16 protein-coding genes and 1 pseudogene are annotated in these 19,164 nt (G+C 75.9%); 13 read left to right on the top strand and 4 right to left on the bottom strand.

Translation table 11 applies throughout. The features are described 5' to 3' along the window. Nucleotides 1-27: 27 nt before the first annotated feature. Nucleotides 28-2,148, bottom strand: coding sequence for a type IIA DNA topoisomerase subunit B (locus ACGFI9_RS24855; protein ID WP_393181745.1), 2,121 nt, complete (start codon nt 2,146-2,148; stop codon nt 28-30). A gap of 141 nt (nt 2,149-2,289) precedes the next feature. On the opposite strand from ACGFI9_RS24855, the gene ACGFI9_RS24850 reads away from it, so the two are divergent. Next, a complete protein-coding gene (locus ACGFI9_RS24850; RefSeq protein ID WP_393181414.1) occupies nt 2,290-2,946 on the top strand; it encodes a class I SAM-dependent methyltransferase in 657 nt (218 codons plus the stop codon). Between the two features lie 30 nt (nt 2,947-2,976). On the opposite strand, the gene ACGFI9_RS24845 is transcribed toward ACGFI9_RS24850, so the two are convergent. Beyond that, the gene (locus ACGFI9_RS24845; RefSeq protein ID WP_393181412.1) at nt 2,977-3,417 is read right to left on the bottom strand and encodes an RrF2 family transcriptional regulator; all 441 of its coding nucleotides are present in this window, start codon (nt 3,415-3,417) and stop codon (nt 2,977-2,979) included. Nucleotides 3,418-3,578: 161 nt separating this feature from the next. On the opposite strand from ACGFI9_RS24845, the gene ACGFI9_RS24840 reads away from it, so the two are divergent. Then, the gene (locus tag ACGFI9_RS24840) at nt 3,579-4,787 is read left to right on the top strand and encodes a globin domain-containing protein (protein ID WP_393181410.1); all 1,209 of its coding nucleotides are present in this window, start codon (nt 3,579-3,581) and stop codon (nt 4,785-4,787) included. Nucleotides 4,788-5,327: 540 nt separating this feature from the next. Here ACGFI9_RS24840 and ACGFI9_RS24835 read toward each other — a convergent pair. Continuing rightward, nucleotides 5,328-6,137: a YwiC-like family protein gene (locus tag ACGFI9_RS24835; protein ID WP_393181408.1), complete on the bottom strand. Its 810-nt coding sequence runs from the start codon at nt 6,135-6,137 to the stop codon at nt 5,328-5,330. Next, on the bottom strand, nt 6,134-6,463 hold the full coding sequence (locus tag ACGFI9_RS24830; protein ID WP_393181407.1) for a cupin domain-containing protein: 330 nt from the start codon (nt 6,461-6,463) through the stop codon (nt 6,134-6,136). Before ACGFI9_RS24830 ends, ACGFI9_RS24835 begins: the two co-directional genes overlap by 4 nt. A 193-nt stretch (nt 6,464-6,656) precedes the next feature. Between ACGFI9_RS24830 and ACGFI9_RS24825 the strand changes: the two genes are divergently transcribed. The 11 genes and pseudogenes from ACGFI9_RS24825 (at nt 6,657) to ACGFI9_RS24775 (ending at nt 19,036) form a co-directional block, all read left to right on the top strand. Beyond that, nucleotides 6,657-8,309, top strand: a complete 1,653-nt coding sequence (locus ACGFI9_RS24825) for a carbamoyltransferase (protein ID WP_393181405.1) — start codon at nt 6,657-6,659, stop codon at nt 8,307-8,309. After that, nucleotides 8,306-9,346, top strand: coding sequence for a glycosyltransferase family 2 protein (locus ACGFI9_RS24820; protein ID WP_393181403.1), 1,041 nt, complete (start codon nt 8,306-8,308; stop codon nt 9,344-9,346). The genes ACGFI9_RS24825 and ACGFI9_RS24820 overlap by 4 nt, the downstream gene beginning before the upstream one ends. A gap of 35 nt (nt 9,347-9,381) precedes the next feature. Further along, nucleotides 9,382-10,998, top strand: a complete 1,617-nt coding sequence (locus tag ACGFI9_RS24815) for an HAD-IIIA family hydrolase (protein WP_393181401.1) — start codon at nt 9,382-9,384, stop codon at nt 10,996-10,998. A 44-nt stretch (nt 10,999-11,042) separates the two neighbouring features. Next, nucleotides 11,043-12,026, top strand: coding sequence for a glycosyltransferase (locus ACGFI9_RS24810; protein WP_393181399.1), 984 nt, complete (start codon nt 11,043-11,045; stop codon nt 12,024-12,026). Then, the gene (locus ACGFI9_RS24805; RefSeq protein ID WP_393181398.1) at nt 12,011-13,228 is read left to right on the top strand and encodes a glycosyltransferase; all 1,218 of its coding nucleotides are present in this window, start codon (nt 12,011-12,013) and stop codon (nt 13,226-13,228) included. Before ACGFI9_RS24810 ends, ACGFI9_RS24805 begins: the two co-directional genes overlap by 16 nt. Further along, nucleotides 13,228-13,798: pseudogene (locus ACGFI9_RS24800) on the top strand (SIS domain-containing protein); the annotation flags it as partial. The gene ACGFI9_RS24805 and the pseudogene ACGFI9_RS24800, both read left to right, overlap by 1 nt. A gap of 391 nt (nt 13,799-14,189) precedes the next feature. Further along, complete coding sequence (locus ACGFI9_RS24795) at nt 14,190-15,602, top strand: PfkB family carbohydrate kinase (RefSeq protein ID WP_393181396.1); 1,413 nt, start codon at nt 14,190-14,192, stop codon at nt 15,600-15,602. Nucleotides 15,603-15,642: 40 nt separating this feature from the next. After that, entirely contained in the window at nt 15,643-16,338 is a 696-nt protein-coding gene (locus ACGFI9_RS24790) for an SDR family oxidoreductase (RefSeq protein ID WP_393181394.1), read from the top strand. Continuing rightward, nucleotides 16,335-17,312: a glycosyltransferase family 9 protein gene (locus ACGFI9_RS24785; RefSeq protein WP_393181393.1), complete on the top strand. Its 978-nt coding sequence runs from the start codon at nt 16,335-16,337 to the stop codon at nt 17,310-17,312. The genes ACGFI9_RS24790 and ACGFI9_RS24785 overlap by 4 nt, the downstream gene beginning before the upstream one ends. Nucleotides 17,313-17,360: 48 nt before the next feature. Continuing rightward, nucleotides 17,361-18,218, top strand: coding sequence for an alpha/beta fold hydrolase (locus tag ACGFI9_RS24780; RefSeq protein WP_393181391.1), 858 nt, complete (start codon nt 17,361-17,363; stop codon nt 18,216-18,218). A gap of 146 nt (nt 18,219-18,364) precedes the next feature. Continuing rightward, nucleotides 18,365-19,036 carry a hypothetical protein gene (locus ACGFI9_RS24775; protein WP_393181389.1) on the top strand — a complete coding sequence of 224 codons (672 nt, stop codon included), beginning with the start codon at nt 18,365-18,367 and terminating at the stop codon, nt 19,034-19,036. Nucleotides 19,037-19,164: the final 128 nt, after the last annotated feature.

Raw genomic sequence — 19,164 nt, 5'->3', positions numbered from 1 at the left:
AGCTTTCCCTTCGAAAGAACCCGGTGGTCAGGCGTCGATGGCTTCGCGGTCGACCCGGTCGGCCGACTCGATGAGCCAGTTGCGGCGGGGCTCGACCTTCTCCCCCATGAGCAGTTCGAGGATCCGTTCGGCGGCCTCGACGTCGTCGAGCGTGATCCGGCGGACCGCCCGGGTGGCCGGGTTCATGGTGGTCTCCCAGAGCTCGTCGGCGTCCATCTCACCGAGACCCTTGAAGCGCGGGATCGGGGTGACGATCTGCTTGCCGGCCTTCTCCAGCTTGCGGACCGTCGCCTCCATCTCGGCCTGGGTGTAGGTGTAGATCGTCTGCGGGTTACGCCCCTTGGTGGTGATCTTGTGCAGGGGCGGCATCGCCGCGTAGAGCCGGCCGGCCTCGATCAGCGGCCGCATGTAGCGGGCGAAGAGCGTGATCAGCAGGGTACGGATGTGCGCGCCGTCGACGTCCGCGTCGGCCATGATGAGCACCCGGCCGTACCGCATCGCGGAGAGGTCGAAGGTACGCCCCGAGCCCGCCCCGAGCACCTGCACGATCGCCGCGCACTCGGCGTTGTCCAGCACCTGCTGGAGGTTCGCCTTCTGCACGTTGAGGATCTTGCCGCGGATCGGCAGCAGGGCCTGGTACTCCGAGGAGCGGGCCATCCGGCTGGTGCCGAGGGCGCTGTCACCCTCCACGATGAACAGCTCGCTGCGGTCCACCCCGGTGGCCCGGCAGTCGACCAGCTTCGCCGGCATCGACGCGCCCTCCAGGGCGGTCTTGCGCCGGGCGGCGTCCTTCTGCTGCTTCTGGGTGAGCCGGACCCGGGCCGCGTCGACGATCTTCTGCAGCACCGTACGGGCCTCGGCCTTGGTCCTCCGGTCCTCCAGCCACGCCTTGAGGTGCTGCTCGACCAGCCCCTGGAGCACCTTGGTGATGCCGGCGGTGGAGAGCTCGTCCTTGGTCTGCGAGGTGAACTGCGGCTCCGGGATCCGGACGTGCACCACTGCGGTCATGCCCTCCAGGACGTCGTCCAGGGTGGGCGCGTCCTCCTTGGGCTTGAGCAGGCCACGGGTGTTGCGGGCGGCCTCGGCCAGGGTACGCACGAGGGCGCGCTCGAAGCCCTTGCGGTGGGTGCCGCCGTGGGCGTTGCGGATGGTGTTGGTGAAGCACTCGACGGTGCGCTCGTACCCGGTGCCCCAGCGGAAGGCGATCTCGACCTCGGCCCGGCGCTGCACGTTGGACTGCATCACGCCGTTGGCGTCGGCGGCGTTCTCCCGATAGGTGCCCTCGCCGGTGACCAGCAGGGTGCCGGAGACCGGCCGGTCGCCGGCCGGGGCCAGGTATTCCACCATGTCGGTGAGGCCGTTGGGGAAGTGGAAGTTCTCCTTGACGACCGTGTCGCCGGTCTCGTCGCGCAGCAGGTACGCCACGCCCGGGACGAGGAACGCGGTGTTGCGCAGCTTGAGCCGGACCGCTTCGGTGTCGAGCTTCGCCCCGGTCTCGAAGTAGCGCGGGTCGTGCCACCAGCGGATCGAGGTGCCGGCGCGCTGGCCGCGCTTCGTCGCGCCGACGATCTGCAGGCCCGGGCCCGGGGTGAACGGCGCGTCCGGGCCGTCGCCGTCGAACACCCCCGGCACCCCGTGCCGGAAGGACATCGCGTGGATCTTGCCGCCACGGCGGACCGTGACGTCGAACCGCCGGGAGAGCGCGTTGACCGCGGAGGCGCCCACGCCGTGCAGGCCGCCGGAGGTCTTGTAGCCCGAGCCGCCGAACTTGCCGCCGGCGTGCAGCCGGGTGAGCACCAGCTCGACGCCGGAGATGCCGGACTTGGCGTGCACGTCGGTGGGGATGCCCCGGCCGTCGTCGTCGACCTGCACGGAGCCGTCGGCGTGCAGGATCACCTCGACTTTGGTGGCGTGACCCGCGACACCCTCGTCGGTGGAGTTGTCGAGGATCTCGTTGACGAGGTGACCCACGCCACGGCTGTCGGTCGAGCCGATGTACATGCCGGGGCGCTTGCGGACGGCATCAAGGCCCTCCAGGTGCGTCAGGTCGTCGGCCCCGTACAGGGTCTCAGGCTGTGCGGTCAACTGGTCGTACTCCCAGGTCTCGGCGGTGTGGTGCCGCTCACCGTGTCGATACCCGAACTCGATCGCCACGCGCGGCGCGCCGCAGCGAGCCTAGCCCGGCGCTCCGACAGAGCCGTGGCACCCGGTGCGGTGCGTTGTCCGGTTACGCTCCGGCCGTGTTCCGTGTCGTCGCCCGTCAACGGGCGCCGGAGCGAGGAGGCGTCCGTGCACCACAACGATCCGACCCGCCGGTTGTCTTCCCGGGCCCTCGCCGAGGGTGACCCGACCGGCTGGTTCGAGCAGCTCTACGCCGAGGCCGAGCGGGGCGAGGCGGAGGTGCCGTGGGACCTCGACCGGGCGCATTCGCTGCTCACCGAATGGACCGACCGGACCCGGCCGGACGGGTCCGGCCGCCGCGCCGTGGTCGTCGGGTGCGGCTTCGGCCGGGACGCCGAGCACCTGGCCGGGCTCGGCTTCGCCACGGTGGCCTTCGACATCTCCCCCACCGCCGTCCGGGCCGCCCGCCGCCGCCACGCCGGCTCCCCGGTCCGGTACGAGACCGCCGACCTGCTCGACCCGCCGGCCGAGTGGCTCGGCGCCTTCGACCTGGTCCTGGAGAGCATGAACGTGCAGGCGCTGCCGGTGGAGCTGCGCGAGCGGGCGGCTCCCGCGGTCGGCCGGCTGGTCGCGCCCGGCGGGACGCTGCTGGTCATCGCGGCCGGCCGGCGCGACGGCGAGGAGGTGGACGGCCCGCCCTGGCCGCTGACCCGGGCCGAGGTCGACGCCTTCGCCGCCGGGCCGCTCACGCCCGCCCGGGTGGAGGAGATCGTCGCCGCGGACGGCGGGCTCCGCTGGCGCGCCGAGTTCCGCCGGGGAGCCTGAGTGCCCGCCGGCGGCACCCAACGAGACGTGTCAGGCGCTGCCTGCTGACGACCCCACGAGGCTGAGCAGCAGCGGACGGGCCGCACCGTCGACCAGGTCGCCGAGGCGTACGCCGTCGAGCACGGCCAGGAAGGCGGCCTGGGCCCGGCGCAGCTCGCCGCGGAGCCGGCAGGCGCCGAGCAGCGGGCACGTCGGCTGCTCGCAGGTGACCACCTCGGCGTTCCCCTCGAAGGCCCGGACCACGTGCCCCACGGTCAACTCACCGGCGTGCTCGGCGAAGGCCACCCCGCCGGACCGGCCCCGGATGGTCACCAGCACGCCGATCCGCTGCAACCGCTGCACCACCTTGGCCACGTGGCTGCGGGGCAGCGAGAGTTGGGTGGCGAGCTCGTCCACGGTCGTCCGGGTCTCGCACGCCGCGGTGAGCATGGCGATCCGAAGTGCCATGTCCGTCGAGCGGTTGAGCTTCACACCATCGACCCTAACCAGCGGTGTCACCGCGCGGAACACACGCGCGGCCGGGTGGCGCGGTGTGATCCGGGCGACGCCGGTCCCGGGACCTTCGGCCCTGAAGAGGCATTTCAGATTCCTGTTCAGTGGCGGTCGACCCGTTCGACGCCGAAGGAGTAGTCGTGCTCTCGGAAACCTCAGCCGCCGTGGTGACCGCCACCCTGCCCGCCGTGCAGGCGCACGGTGAGGCGATCACCGGCCGGTTCTACCAGCGGATGTTCGACGCCCACCCGGAGCTGCTAAACATCTTCAACCGGGGCAACCAGGCCACCGGGCAGCAGAAGGCGGCGCTCGCCGCCGCCGTGGTGGCGTACGCCGAGCACCTGACCGGCGGCAGCAGCGTGCCGTGGGGGCCGATCCTGGACCGGATCGCGCACAAGCACGCCTCGCTCGGCATCACCGCCACCCAGTACCCGATCGTGGGCCGCCACCTGCTCGCCGCGGTCGGCGAGGTGCTCGGCGAGGCCGTCACCCCGGCCGTCGCGGCCGCCTGGGACGAGGTCTACTGGCTGCTGGCCTGCGAGCTGATCGCCCGGGAGGCCCGCCTCTACACCGTCGCCGGGGTGCCCGAGGACGGCAGGGTGTGGCGGGAGTGGCGGGTGGTGGAGAAGACCCCGGAGACCCGGGACGTGGTGTCGTTCACCCTGGTCCCGGCCGACGGCGGTCCGGTACCCGGCTTCACCCCGGGGCAGTACGTCTCGGTCGCGGTCGACCTGGCCGGCGGCCGGGGGCAGCAGATCCGGCAGTACAGCCTCTCCGGTCGTCCCGGCGCCGCCCACTGGCGGATCACCGTCAAGCGGGTACGCGGCGTCGACGGCGCACCCGACGGCATGGTCTCCAGCTTCCTGCACGAGCGGGTGGCCGCCGGCGATACGCTCCGGCTCAGCCCGCCGTTCGGCGAGGTCAGCGCCATCGGCGACGCCGGCCCGCTGCTGCTGGTCAGCGCCGGCATCGGCCTCACCCCGGCGATGGCGGCGCTGGCGCACCTGGCCGACACCGAGCCGGAGCGACCGGTGGCGCTGGTGCACGCCGACCGGACCGGCGCGGCACACGCCCTGCGCCACGAGCTGTCCGCGTTGCAGGAGCGGCTGCCGAACCTGTCGGTCCGCCTCTGGTACGAGGACACCGCCGGCGGCGAGCTGGCCGGACTGAAGGCCGACGTCGCCGGCGGGCTGGTCGACCCGGCGCTCATCCCGGTGGCCCCCGGGGCGTACGTGCACCTGTGCGGGCCGGTGCCGTTCATGGGCCTGGTCCGGGGCGGCCTGCTGCGCCGCGGCGTGCCGGCGGAGCGGATCGCGTACGAGGTGTTCGGCCCGGGCATGCTGCGCTGAGGGTCGCCGGCCCCGGGGCCGGGGGGCGGTGCCGGGCTACGCCGGGCACCGCCCCCTCACCGTTGGCGGCCCGCGCACCGTTGGCGGCCCACGCACCGTCCCGCCGTCACGAGCCGGTGAGCGCGCGCCGGGCCGCGCCACGCGGCCCGGTTCGCCCGGCAGGTGGCCCCGGACGCCCGGGGCCACCGTCACTCCACGTCACAATGAGCAACCCCCGGCACCCCCTGGCTGACTCGCTTTGCTCTGCAGCCATATACGCACTGGTGCACCAACGGTTACCGCTGCGTATATGGCTGCAGAGCAAAGGCGGCGGGAGGGTGGGGTGGGCGGAGATTTGGTTCACGCGTTTTCGCTGGTCAGAGATATGGGCTGGTCGAAGACGCGAGGGTGGCGCCTGTCCAGCAGCATCACGGTGAGTAACGGCCGTGATTCAGGACGGGAGTCACCCACCGTCACGGCGGGAATGAGCGGCCGGGGCCGGCGTAGGCGGCACGCCGGCCAGGGGCCCGGGTGGGGGCCCGGTTGGGGGCCTGGGTGCGGTCAGGCCCAATGGACGATGACTGCGGCAAACACCAGCAGCGTGCCGACCAGCTCGATCAGCCCGACGCGGACCGCGGCCAGCCGGCGGCCGGGAAGCAGCGCCGCGCGGACCACCAGCAGCGCGAAGACCGCCGCCACGGCCGGACCCCACCCGGCCAGCATGGCGACGACCAGCGCGGCGAGGTGGTACGCCAGGGACGCCCACCGGTACCCGGCGCTTCCCCGCTCCCGGATCATCGTCTTGACGTACAGCACCGTGCCGACCAGGTACGCGCCGACCGCTGCCGCCACCCCGGCCAGGTCGGCCGGCGGGACCCCGGCGACGGTGGCCACCACGAACACCATGAGCACGCTCTGCGCCACCGAGGCGAGGTCGTTGAGCAGGGCCCGCTCCCGGCGGCGTCGCGCGTACGCGGTGTTGACCGCGACCAGCACGGCGTAGATCGGGGCGTAGCCGAGGACGGCGGGGCGGGCGAGCAGCACCGGAAGACCCAGCAGCGCGGTCGCCGCGCCGTAGGCCAGGAGCTGCGCGCGTACCCGGGCGGGGCGGCCGGTCTTCACCGCCAGCAGGGCGTAGTAGGAGAAGAGGTAGCCGGCCAGCCACGCGCCGAGCAGCGGCAGGTGCGGCCAGCGCGGGCCGGCCACGCAGACCGCCGTGACGTACGGGAGCAGCAGCATCGCCCAGGCGCCGTGCTGCGGCGGCAGCCAGCGGTGCCGGCGTCCCCGGGCCGGCCGGGCGGCCTGCGGCGCGGCGGCGGACCGGACGGCCGGCGCCCCGGCGACGGATCGCGACGACGTGATGCCGCTCATCCGCGCGCCACCGTGAGCAGCACCACCGAGTCCTCGTCGGCGTGCAGCGCGTGCCGGGTGTCCGGGATCACCAGCAGGTCCCCCGCCGACCCCGGCCAGGACCGGTCCCCGGCGACCAGCCGGACCCGTCCGCGCAGGATCTGGAGCGTCGCGTCGCCGGGGCTGGCGTGCTCCGCCAGCGCGTGCCCAGCGGCCAGGGCGACCAGGGTCTGCCGCAACGGGGTGGTGGGGCCGCCGTGGACCGTCCGCGCGCTCCGCCCGCTGCCGGTGGCCCGGGCCAGGGCGAGCTGCTCCTCGGCGAGCGTCGAGAGTGAGGACGGGAACACGGGCCACCTCCGGAGTGACGAGGCGGTCACAAAGGGGAACCGCCTATGCCTCTTTGCCCAGCTTCGTCGCTTCCCCTCCGCCCGACCAGGGGCTTTGGTCCCGGTTTCGAATCTCCACAGCCGACATCGGCCGCCAGAGAAGAAGTCGATGATCTACAGGTTAGGCGGGGTTCGCCAGGGTAGGGGTCTGCTCATGCGCGTCCTTGGAATCAACGCGATCTTCCACGACCCGGCGGCCGCCCTGGTGATCGACGGCCGGGTGGTGGCGGCCGCCGAAGAGGAGCGGTTCAGCCGCCGCAAGCACGGCAAACGCCCGGTTCCCTTCGCCGCCTGGGAGCTGCCCGAGTTGTCCGCCGCATGGTGCCTGGCCAGCGCGGGGATCGACGTCGACAGCCTCGACGCGGTCGCGTACTCCTTCGACCCGGGCCTGTGCCGGGACGCCACCGAACTGGGGCTCAGCGACCCCTGGGACTGGCTGCGGGTCGACTACGCCCGACGCGCCCCGCAGTTCCTCGCCGCCGCCCTGCCCGGCCTCGACCCGGAGAAGGTCCGGTTCGTGCCGCACCACGTGGCGCACGCCGCCTCCGCCGGGCTGGCCGCCCCGCCGGCCGGCGACGACACCGCGGTGCTGGTCCTCGACGGGCGCGGCGAGGTGGCCAGCCACCTGGCCGGCGTCTACCGCGACGGGCGGCTGTCGCCCCTGCACGCGCAGCTGCTGCCGCACTCGCTCGGCCTGCTCTACGAGGACCTGACCCGGCACCTCGGCTTCCTGCACTCCAGCGACGAGTACAAGGTGATGGCGCTGGCCTCGTACGGCACGCCGAAGCACCTGGGCATGCTCCGCGACCTGGTGCGGGTCACCGACGAGGGCGGCTTCCAGGTCGAGCGGATCGACTGGGCCAGCATGGCCAAGGCGCGCACGGCCGACGGGGAGATGACCGACGAGCACGCCGACCTCGCCGCCAGCGTGCAGACCCGGCTGGAGGAGGTCATCCTCGACCTCTCCCGCTGGCTGTACGACGCCTCCGGCGGCGCGACCACCCTCGCCATGGCGGGAGGAGTGGCGCTCAACTGCGTGGCCAACGCCCGGGTCGCGGCCGAGGGGCCGTACCGGGACGTCTGGGTGCAGCCGGCAGCCGGCGACGCGGGCACCGCGCTGGGCGCGGCCCTGCACGTGGCCGGGGAACTGGGCGACCGGTCCACCCCGATGACCGGGGCGGACCTGGGCCGCGGCTGGTCGGACGAGGAACTGGAGGCCGAGCTGCGCCGGGCGGCGCTGCCGTACACCCGGCCGGCGTCGATCGCCGCCGAGGCGGCCCGGGTGCTCGCCGACAACGGCATCGTCGCCTGGTATCAGGGACGCAGCGAGTACGGCCCGCGGGCGCTGGGCCACCGGTCGCTGCTCGCCCACCCCGGCGACCCGGACACCACCCGCCGGATGAACGACGTCAAGGGCCGGGAGCAGTTCCGGCCGATCGCCCCGATGGTCCGCGCCGAGCGCTTCGCGGAGATCTTCGAGGGCGTCTACCCCAGCCCGTACATGCTCTTCGTGCACCGGGTGAAGCCGGAGTGGCGGGACCGGATCCCGGCCGTCACGCACGTCGACGGCACCGCCCGGGTGCAGACCGTGCACCCGGAGACCGAGCCGGTGGTGGCCGAGCTGCTGGCCGGGTTCGAGCGGCTCACCGGGCTGCCGGTGGTGGTGAACACCTCGCTGAACACGGCCGGGCGGCCCATGGTGGACACCCCGCGCGAGGCGATGGAACTGTTCGGCTCCGCCCCGGTCGACCTGCTCGCCCTCGGCCCGTTCGCGGTGCACAGGCGGGCGCTGGGCGGTGGCCGGTGATCAGCCTCGTGGTGCCGACGCTCGGCCGGCCCAGCCTCGGCACGCTGCTGGACGCCCTCGCTGTCCAACTCGGCGAGCTGCCCAGCGCCGAACTGCTGCTGGTCGACGACCGGCGCGACGACGACACCGGGCACGACGACACCGGGGAACTGGCGGTGCCGGGAGCTCTCGCGGCGTACACGAAGGTGCTGACCGGGCGGGGCGCGGGCCCGGCGGCGGCCCGCAACCTGGGCTGGCGGGCGGCCCGCGGCGAGTGGCTGGTCTTTCTCGACGACGACGTGGTGCCGGCGCCGGACTGGGCCCGGCGGCTGCGTGACGACCTCTCGGTGACCGACCGGGTCGGCGGCGTGCAGGGGGTGGTCGAGGTGCCGCTGCCGACGGACCGCCGCCCCACCGACTGGGAACGCGGCACGGCCGGCCTGGCCGACGGCAGGTGGATCACCGCCGACATGGCCTACCGCCGCGCGGCCCTCGCGGCCGTCGGCGGGTTCGACGAGCGGTTCCCCCGCGCCTACCGGGAGGACGCCGAGCTGGCCCACCGGGTCCGGCGCGCCGGCTGGGACCTGGTCCGCGGCCGGCGGCGGGTGACCCATCCGGTACGCCCCGAGAGCCGCTGGGTGAGCCTGCGCACCCAGCGCGGCAACGCCGACGACGCCCTGCTGCGCCGGCTGTACGGCCGGACCTGGCGCAGCGACCTCGACCTGCCGCCGGGTCGGCGGCCCCGGCATCTCGCGGTCGCCACGGCCGGCGCGGTCTCGCTGGCCGCCCTGGCCCTGCGGGGCCTGGACCGGCCCGGCGGCCGGCGGCGGGGCCTCGGCGTGGCGGCCGGCCTGGCCGGGCTGGCCTGGGCGGCCGGCACCGCCGAGTTCGCCCGGGCCCGCATCGCGCCCGGCCCGCGGACCGCCGACGAGGTCGTCACCATGCTGGTGACCAGCGCGCTCATCCCGCCACTGGCCGCCACCCACTGGGTACGCGGCTGGTGGCGTGCCCGCTCGGTGCCGGCCGGCGCGGTCGTCACCCCGGGGGCGGGAAGTTGATGTTTACCTCCCCTGCCCCGGGCAACTGGTCCGACATGACTCCCCCCGGTCCCGCCCTGTACGACGCGGTCCTGCTGGACCGGGACGGCACGCTGATCGAGGACGTCCCGTACAACGGCGACCCGGAGAAGGTCCGCCCGGTGCCCGGCGCCCGGGAGGCGCTGGACCGGCTGCGCGCCGCCGGGCTGCGCCTCGCCGTGGTCACCAACCAGTCCGGGCTGGCCCGGGGCTGGTTCACCGAGGCACAGATGCGGGCGGTGCACGCCCGGGTCGAGGAGCTGCTCGGCCCGTTCGACCACTGGGCGGTCTGCCCGCACGACGACACCGACGGCTGCGCCTGCCGCAAGCCCGCCCCGGGCCTGGTGCACGCCGCCGCCCGGGCGCTGGGCACGCTGCCGCGCCGCTGCCTGATGGTCGGCGACATCGGCCGGGACATGACCGCCGCGCTCGCCGCCGGGGCCGCCGGCATCCTCGTGCCCACCCCGGTCACCCGCCCCGAGGAGGTCGCCGAGGCGCCGGCCGTGGCCCGGGACCTGACCGGAGCGGTCGACGAGATCCTGCGCCGGATGCGGGCGGTCCAGCCGGTCGTGCCGCGTACCGGGCGGGCCGGCACGGTCCTCGTCGTGCGCAGCGACTCCGCCGGGGACGTGCTGGTCACCGGACCGGGCATCCGGGCGGTGGCGGCCGGGGCGGACCGGGTGGTCCTGCTCTGCGGGCCACGCGGCCGGGCGGCGGCGGAGCTGCTGCCCGGCGTGGACGAGCTGATCGAGTGGCGGCTGCCCTGGATCGACGGCACCCCCGAGCCGGTCGACCCGGCGAACATCCGGGCGCTCACCGACCGTCTCGCCGCCGTCGGCGCGGACGAGGCGGTCGTCTTCACCTCGTTCCACCAGTCCCCACTGCCCCTGGCGCTGCTGCTGCGGATGGCCGGCGTACCGAGGATCAGCGCGATCAGCGACGACTACCCGGGCTCCCTGCTCGACGTGCGGCACCGGGTACCCGCCGGGGTGCCCGAACCGGAACGGGCACTCTCGCTGGCCGCCGCGGCCGGCTTCACGCTCCCCACCGATGACGAGCCGCGGCTGCGGCTGCGCGCCGACCTGGACCACCCGGGCCGCCTCGCGGAGGTCGCGGGTGGCTCGACCCCCGACCTGCCCACCGGCGACTACGTGGTGGTGCATCCCGGCTCCTCGGTGCCGGCCCGGGCCTGCCCGCCGCGGCGGTGCGCGGAGATCGTCGCCGCCCTGGCCGCCGACGGGCACCGGGTGGTGGTGACCGGCGGTCCGGACGAACGGGAGCTGACCGCCCGGGTGGCCGCGGCCGGCGGCACCGACCTCGGCGGGACCACCGACCTGGCCGGGCTGGCCCGGATCCTCGCCGGCGCCCGCTGCGTGGTGGTCGGCAACACCGGGCCGGCGCACCTCGCCGCCGCCGTCGGCACCCCGGTGGTCAGCCTCTTCGCCCCGACCGTCCCGTTCGGACAGTGGGGGCCGTACCGGGTGCCGGCCGTGCGGCTCGGCGACGCCGGGGCGGCGTGCCGGGACACCCGGGCAGCGCGCTGCCCCGTCGCCGGCCACCCCTGCCTGACCGACGTCGACCCGGCCGACGTGGCCGCGGCCGTCCGCGTCCTCGCCCCTCCCCCGCCCCGCTGACCGTCCGCCCGTCCCCCGAACCCGCCCCCCGAACGAGGAGAGAGATGAACGTTCTGCTGTGGCACGTGCACGGCTCCTGGACGACGTCGTTCGTGCACGGACGGCACCGCTACCTCGTGCCGGTGACCCCCGACCGGGGCCCGTACGGGCTGGGTCGGGCGCGGACGTACGACTGGCCGGCGAACGCCGTCGAGGTGACCCCGCAGGAGCTGGGGCGGACGGACGTCGACCTGGTGATCCTGCAACGGCCGGAGGAGCTGGAGCTGGCCGAGCGGTGGCTGGGCCGCCGCCCCGGCCGGGACCTGCCGGCGATCTACGTCGAGCACAACACCCCCAAGGGCGACGTGCCGAACACCCGCCACCCGATGGCCGACCGGGACGACCTGCTGCTCACCCACGTCACCCACTTCAACGAACTGTTCTGGGACAACGGCGGCACCCGCACGGCCGTGGTCGAGCACGGCATCGTGCCGCCCCGGGTGGAGTGGACCGGCGAGCTGGACCGGCTCGCCGTGGTCACCAACGAGCCGGTACGCCGCTGGCGGGTCACCGGCACCGACCTGATGCCCCGCTTCGCCACGGTCGCCCCGCTGGACGTCTACGGCATGGGGGTGGCCGGGCTGCCCGAGGCGCTCGCCGCGGCCGGCGCCCCCGGGATCCCGGTGACCGGGCACGAGGACCTGCCACAGGACCGGATGCACACCGAGCTGGCCCGGCGGCGGGCGTACCTGCACCTGTGCCGGTGGACCTCCCTCGGGCTGAGCCTGATCGAGGCGATGACCATCGGCACGCCGGTGATCGCCCTGGCCACCACCGAGGCCGTGGACGCCGTGCCGCCCGACGCGGGGGTGCTCTCCACCCGGGTGGAGACGCTGGTCGAGGCGGCCCGCTGGCTCGCCGAGGACCGCGACGCGGCGTACCGGCTGGGGGCGCGGGCCCGCGAGGTGACGAAGGAACGTTTCGGGCTCGACCGGTTCCTCGCCGACTGGGACCGACTGATGGAGGGGGAAACATGCGCATCGCGATGATCTCGGAGCACGCCAGCCCGCTCGCCGTCCTCGGTGAGGAGGACGCCGGCGGTCAGAACACCCACGTGGCGGAACTGGCGGCCGCACTGGTCGGTGCGGGGCACGACGTCCGCGTCTACACCCGCCGCGACTCCGGCGCGCTGCCCGAGGCGGTGTCCACCCCCGACGGTTACCAGGTGTGCCACGTGCCGGCGGGGCCGGCCCGGCGGATACCCAAGGACGAGCTGCTGCCGTACATGGGCGAGTTCGGCAGCTGGCTGGCCGACGTCTGGCGGCGCGGCGACTGGACCCCGGACGTGGCGCACGCGCACTTCTGGATGAGCGGGCTGGCCGCTGTGCACGCCGGCCGGCGGACCGGGGTGCCGACCGTGCTGACGTACCACGCGCTGGGCACGGTGAAGCGGCGCCACCAGGGGGCCCGGGACACCAGTCCACCAGGGCGGATCGGCTACGAGCGGGCGCTCGGCCGGGCCGTCGACCGGGTGGTCGTGCAGTGCGAGGACGAGGTCCGCGAGCTGGTCCGGATGGGCGTGCCCCGGTCCCGGATGGCGCTGGTCCCCTCCGGCGTCAACCAGGCGGTGTTCCGCCCGGACGGCCCGGTCGCGCCGCGCGACCCGGCCCGGCCGCGGCTGCTCACCGTCGGCCGGATGGTGGAGCGCAAGGGCTTCCTGGATGTGGTCCGGGCCCTGCCCGCGGTGCCGGACGCCGAGTGCGTGGTGGTCGGCGGCCCCGCCGCCGACCTGCTGCCCGCGGACGCCTTCGCCCGACGCCTGCGCGCCCTCGCCGAGTCGTGCGGTGTCGCCGACCGGGTGAAGCTGGTCGGCGGGGTGCCGCGCGAGGAGATGGGCCGCTGGTACCGCTCGGCGGACGTGCTGGTCGCCGCCCCCTGGTACGAGCCGTTCGGGCTCACCCCCCTCGAGGGGATGGCCTGCGGGGTGCCGGTGGTCGGCACCAACGTCGGCGGCATCGCCGACACCGTCGTCGACGGGCTCACCGGCGACCTGGTGCCGCCGCGCGACCCCCGCGCGCTGGGCACCGCCATCCGCCGGCTCCTCGCCGACAAGGTCCGCCGCTTCGCGTACGCCACGGCGGCACTGGACCGGATCCGCAGCCGGTACTCCTGGAAGCGCTGCGCCGAGCAGCTCAGCGCGGTCTACGCCACGCTGACCACGGTCAACCGGCCCGCCCCGGCGGTGGCCTGATGACCTACCACGACGCCCTCGACACGCACCTGTCCGGGCTGGCCGCGGCGCTGCTGCCGTACCGGCGGGAGGCGGAGCGGCTGGCGAACTGGGGTACCGAGCTGGCCTGGACCCTCGCGCGGGGCGGCCGGCTGCTGGTGGCCGGCAACGGCGGCAGCGCCGCCGAGGCCCAGCACCTCACCGCCGAACTCGTCGGCAAGCTCCGCGACGACCGCGAACCCCTCTCCGCCATCGCCCTGCACGCCGAAACCTCCGCCCTGACCGCCATCGGCAACGACTACGGCTACGACGAGGTCTTCGCCCGACAGGTCCGCGCCCACGGCCGACCCGACGACATCCTCCTGCTCATCTCCACCAGCGGCACCAGCACCAACCTGCTCACCGCCGCCCGCGCCGGCCGCGACACCGGCCTGCGCTGCTGGGCCTTCACCGGCCCCACCCCGAACCCACTCGCCGAACTGTGCCTCGACGTGCTCGCCGTGCCGTCGCCGGACAGCCAGGTGGTGCAGGAACTGCATCTGGTCTCGACGCACCTGCTCTGCGAGTACGTGGACCAGGCGCTGCCGCTGATCCGGCAGCTCCCGACCGCGTCGGCGCCGATCCCCGGATCGGGTGGGGCGCGCCGATGGGCCCCGCCGGCCGCCCCGGAGGCGGTCCCCGGCGACGGGCGCCGGCAGGACGGTGCCGACCGGGACGGGCGGGACGACCTCGTCCTGGCCCGCCTGCCCGGACAGCACGGCCGGAACGGGCAGCGGCACCCCGGCCCGGAGAACGCCGGGTCGAACGGCCACGGGCCGAACGGTCGCCGCGTGGACGGCCGCGGCCTCGACGGCCTCGGGATCGACGATCACCCGCTCAACGGGCACGGCTCCCCCGGGCACCGCGCGAACGGGCACGCCCCCAACGGGCACACCCCGAACGGGCGCGGGTACGGGTCCACCGGCACCGGGTGGGTGCAGCCGTGAGCGGGCCGCTGGTCGTGGTCGGCGACGCGCTGCTGGACCGGGACGTGACCGGCACGGTCGGCCGGGTCGCCCCGGACGCGCCCGTACCGGTGCTGGACGAGCGTTCGGCCGCCGACCGGCCGGGCGGGGCCGGGCTGGCGGCGCTGCTCGCCGCCGCGCAGCAGACCGAGGTCGCGCTGGTCACCGGGCTGGCCGACGACGCCGGCGGGGCCCGGCTGGCCGAGCTGCTGGCCGAGGCCGGGGTGGCGGTCTACCCGATCCGCCTGCCCGGTGCCACCGCCGAGAAGATCCGGCTGCGGGCCGGCGGGCAGACGCTGCTCCGGCTGGACCGGGGCGGCGATCCCCAGCCGCCGGGCGAACCGCCGGAGGCGGTCCGGGAGGTGCTGTCCCGGGCCCGGGCCATCCTGGCCAGCGACTACGGCCGGGGCCTGCTCCGGCAGCCGGCGCTGCGGGCGGCGCTTGCCGAGGCGTCCGCCCCGGTGGTGTGGGACCCGCACCCGCGCGGCCCGGCCGCGGTGCCCGGCGCCCGGCTGGCCACGCCCAACCTGGCCGAGCTGCGGCAGCTCACCGGCGACGCGGGGGCCGGCCCGCCGCTCTCCACCGCCACCCGGGCCGGGCACGAGCTGCGCCGCCGCTGGCGGGTCGGCGCGGTGGCGGCGACCCTGGGCGCGGACGGCGCGGTGCTCTGCCACGCCGGCAGTGCCCCGCTGGTCGTCCCGCCGCCCTCCACCCTGGACCACGTCGAGGACACCTGCGGCGCCGGGGACCGGTTCGCCGCCACCGCCGCGCTCGCGCTCGGCGACGGGGCGTCGGCCGCCGAGGCGGTGCAGGCGGCGGTCGCCGCCGCGTCCGCGTACGTGGGGGCGGGCGGGGCGGCCGGCCTGCACCGGGCCCCGGAGCAGCAGGCCACGCTGGCCGCGACCCGCACCGCCGAGGAGCTGGCGGCGAAGGTACGCGCCGACGGCGGCACCGTGGTCGCCACCGGCGGCTGCTTCGACATCCTGCACGCCGGGCACCTGGCCACCCTCCAGGCGGCCCGCCGCCTGGGCGACTGCCTGATCGTCTGCCTCAACTCCGACCGGAGCGTGCGGGGGCTCAAGGGCCCCGAGCGGCCGGTCAACCCGGAGGAGGACCGGGCCCGGCTGCTGGCCGCGCTGGACTGCGTCGACGCGGTGGTGGTCTTCGACGAGCCCACCCCGCACCGGGTGCTGTCCCGGCTGCGCCCCGAGGTCTGGGCGAAGGGCGGCGACTACGCCGGGGACGGCGCGCCGGAGCTGCCCGAGGCCGACCTGGTCCGCCGCTGGGGCGGGCAGGTCGTCACCGTCCCCTACCTGGCCGGGCGGTCCACCACCGGCACCATCTCCGCCGCGCGCACGCGTGGCCTCCACCTCGTGAAGGGAGCGGTATGACCGAGCGGCAGCGAGCGAACCAGCACCGGGGAGTGGCGGCATGAGCAGGGACATGAACGGACGGGCCATCCTCGTCACGGGCGGATCCAGCGGCCTCGGCGCGGCCGTGGTGACCGCGGTGACCAAGGCCGGCGGGCGGCCGTACGTGCTGGACCGGCAGGCGCCGGCCGACGGGGTGCCCTGGGTGGAGTGCGATCTGGCCGACACCCGGGCCGCCGAGGCGGCCACCCGGCGGATCGCCGAGCAGGCCGGCGGCCTGGCCGGCGTGGTCACCGCCGCCGGCATGGACGTGCCCGGCAAGCTGGCCGACCTCGACGGGGCGACCTGGGACCGGATCGTGACGATCAACCTGCTCGGCACCGCCGCGGTGATCCGGGCGGCCCTACCCGAGCTGCGGCGTGCGCACGGCACGGTGGTCACCGTGGCGTCCACCCTGGGCGTCAAGGCGGTCAGCGACGCCACCGCGTACTGCGCGGCGAAGTTCGGGGTGGTCGGCTTCACCCGGGCGCTCGCCGCCGAGCTGGCCGGCGCGGTCGGGGTCACCCTGCTCATCCCGGGCGGCATGCGCACCGCGTTCTTCGACGACCGGGACGAGCAGTACAAGCCCGGTCCGGACGCGATCCTCAACGACCCGGCGGACACCGCCGAGGCGGTCCTGTTCGCCCTGTCCCAGCCGGCCGGCTGCGCCGTACGCGAGCTGGTGGTCTGCGCCGAGCAGGAGTCCTCGTACCCGTGATCCTCGTGCTCCGGGCGCTCGGCGTCGGCGACCTCGCGACCGGGGTGCCGGCGCTGCGCGGGCTGCACGCCGCGTACCCCGGTGAGGAGCTGGCGCTGGTCGCGCCGCGCTGGCTGGCGCCGCTGGTCGACCTCGTCGGCGGGGTGGACCGGCTGGTCGAGGCGGACGGGCTGGGCCACCTCGGATGGTCCGGCCCGCCGCCGGCGCTGGCGGTCAACCTGCACGGCCGGGGCCCGCAGTCGCACCGGATGCTGGCCAGCGTCCGGCCGCGCCGGCTGCTCGCCTACCGCAACCTCGAGGCCGGGCACCTCGACGGGCCGCCCTGGCGGGCCGACGAGCACGAGGTGGACCGGTGGTGCCGGCTGCTGGCCTGGTACGGCATCCCGGCCGACCGGACCGACCTGGCGCTGCGCCGCCCCGCGCCGGGCGGGCTGCCGACCGGGGTGAGCATCGTGCACCCCGGGGCGAAGGCCACCCAGCGGCGCTGGCCGCCGCAGCGGTTCGCGGCGGTGGCCCGCGAGCTGGCCGGCCGGGGTCACCGGGTGGTGGTGACCGGGAGCCCGGGTGAGCGGGGCGTCGCCGCGGAGGTGGCCCGCCGGGCCGGGCTGCCGGCCGACGCGGTGCTGGCCGGGGCGACCGACCTCGGTGAGCTGGCCGCCCTGGTGGCCCACGCGCGGCTGGTGCTCTGCGGGGACACCGGCATCGGCCACCTGGCCACCGCCTACGCCACGCCGTCGGTGCTGCTGTTCGGCCCGGTGCCGCCCGCACACTGGGGGCCGCCGCCGGACCGGCCGTGGCACGAGGCGCTCTGGGTGGGCCCCCGCCCGGCCGGCGAGGGTACGGCGGCGCACCCGGCCCTGGCCGAGCTGGCCGTGCCGGCGGTACTGGCCGCGGTGGACCGGGTGGAGCGGGCGGCGCTCCGCCGGCCGGCCGTGCCCCGCCAGGCGGTGCCGGTGGTTCCCGCCGCCCGTTGAGCCACCCCTTTGCTACCCGCCGGTAGCCTCCCGCCGTACGCTGAGCCGGTGAGCGCGGAGTACACCCAGGAGTTCGTGGACGTCGACGGGGCGCGGATCGGCGTCCAGGTCTACCCGGAGCCGGACGGGGCGCCCGGCGCGCCGGTGGTGCTGATCTGGCCGGCGATGGGCGTCCGGGCCCGCTACTACCGGCCGTTCGCCGCCGCGCTGCGTGACGCCGGGCTCGCGGTGATCGTGGCCGACCTGCGCGGCACCGGCGAGAGCACCCCCACCCCCGCCCGCACCTGCCGGTACGGCTACGCCGAGCTGGCCGGCGACGTCGGCGCGGTGCTCGACGCGCTCAAGCCCCGGCTGGACGGGCGGACCCGGGTGCTGCTCGGGCACTCGCTCGGCGGGCAGGTCGCGGTGCTGCACCAGGCCCTGCACGACGCCGACCGGGTGGACGGGCTGGCCCTGGTGGCGGTCGGCATCCCCTGGTGGCGCGGGTACCCGGGGCTACGCGGCTGGGGCGTGCTGCCGTACACCCAGGGGATCGCGGCGGTCGCCCGGCTGCTCGGCGTCTGGCCGGGCTGGGGGTTCGGCGGCCGGCAGGCGCGCGGGGTGATCCGCGACTGGGCGTACACCGCGCGGACCGGCCGCTTCCCGGTGCTCGACGGGGTCGACGCCGAGGCGGCGGTGGGCCGGTTAAGCACCCCGGTCCTGGCGGTGAGCGTGGACGACGACCAGTACACCCCGCACGAGACCCTGGACCACCTCTGCGGGAAGCTCGCCGCCGCCCCGGTGACCCGGCACCGCTACACCGTCGCCGAGGCCGGCGCCCCGCTGGACCACTTCACCTGGGTACGCGCCGCCGCGCCGCTGGCCGCCCGGGTGGCCGCGTTCGCCGCCGCCCTGCCGCCACGCTGAGCCCCCGCGCCCCCGCCGCCCGGCCGCCCGTTCGGGACGCCGAGGACGGAAGCGGGCGCGCGCCGCGGGGCGGGCCGGAATTCGGGCGCGTAGCCGGCCGGAAGCCGGGTATGCGGCACCGCCCGAACACGGCGGAGGGGGATCAGATGTCCGAACGGCACACCGCGTTGCGCTCGATGCACGATCTGGGCCTGGCGGCCTGGTTCGGCGGCTCACTGATGGGCGCGCTCGGCGTCAACGGCGCGGCGGCACGGATCGACGACTCGACGCAACGCCTGCCGGTGGCCTCGGCCGGCTGGGCGCGCTGGACCCCGGTCAACGCGGCCGCGATCGGCGCCCACCTGGCCGGCGCGGTCGGCGAGCTGGTCACCGAGAGCCCACGGGTGGCCGCGCAGTCGGGGGTCGCGAAGGTGAGTGCGGTGAAGACCGCGCTGACGGTGGGCGCGCTGGCGGTGACCGGCTACAGCCGGCTGCTCGGCATGCGGCTGGAGAAGGCGGGCGGCCCGCCCGTGGAGGGGACCACCGAGCCGAGTTACCAGACGCCGGCGAACGTCGCCTCCTGTCAGCGGCAGATGAGGGTGCTCCAGTGGGCGGTCCCGGCGCTGACCGGCGCGCTGGTGGTGGTGACCGCGTACATGAGCGAGCAGCAGAAGCCGGGCCAGGTGTTCCGGGGCCTGCTCAACCGGGCGGGCGGGCTGATGTCCGCGCCGAGGGCGCTCGGCAAGGTCGCCGCCGCGGCCGCGCCCGGACCGAAGACCGTCGGCACGGTGGCCGCGATGGGCGCGACCAGGCGGCGCCTGATGATGGCGGGCCGATGACCACCGCGCGGGGGGGGGGGGGGCCCCCCCGGGGGGGGGGCGCCCGGGGGGGGGGGGGGGGGGCCGCCCCCCCCCCGCCCCCCCCCCCCGGGGGGGGGGCGGGCCCCCCCCGCCCGCCGGGCGGGGGG

This window comes from Micromonospora sp. NPDC048930 (assembly GCF_043197935.1).
In the GTDB taxonomy this organism is placed as follows: domain Bacteria; phylum Actinomycetota; class Actinomycetes; order Mycobacteriales; family Micromonosporaceae; genus Micromonospora.
This window is presented reverse-complemented; position numbering and strand designations above follow the sequence as displayed.

Bases quoted from the DNA above. Each gene is read 5' to 3' on its own strand.
- ACGFI9_RS24835 (WP_393181408.1), bottom strand. From the start codon at position 6,137: ATGAGCGGCATCACGTCGTCGCGATCCGTCGCCGGGGCGCCGGCCGTC.
- ACGFI9_RS24825 (WP_393181405.1), top strand. From the start codon at position 6,657: ATGCGCGTCCTTGGAATCAACGCGATCTTCCACGACCCGGCGGCCGCC.
- ACGFI9_RS24815 (WP_393181401.1), top strand. From the start codon at position 9,382: ATGACTCCCCCCGGTCCCGCCCTGTACGACGCGGTCCTGCTGGACCGG.
- ACGFI9_RS24810 (WP_393181399.1), top strand. From the start codon at position 11,043: ATGAACGTTCTGCTGTGGCACGTGCACGGCTCCTGGACGACGTCGTTC.
- ACGFI9_RS24805 (WP_393181398.1), top strand. From the start codon at position 12,011: ATGCGCATCGCGATGATCTCGGAGCACGCCAGCCCGCTCGCCGTCCTC.
- ACGFI9_RS24790 (WP_393181394.1), top strand. From the start codon at position 15,643: ATGAGCAGGGACATGAACGGACGGGCCATCCTCGTCACGGGCGGATCC.
- ACGFI9_RS24775 (WP_393181389.1), top strand. From the start codon at position 18,365: ATGTCCGAACGGCACACCGCGTTGCGCTCGATGCACGATCTGGGCCTG.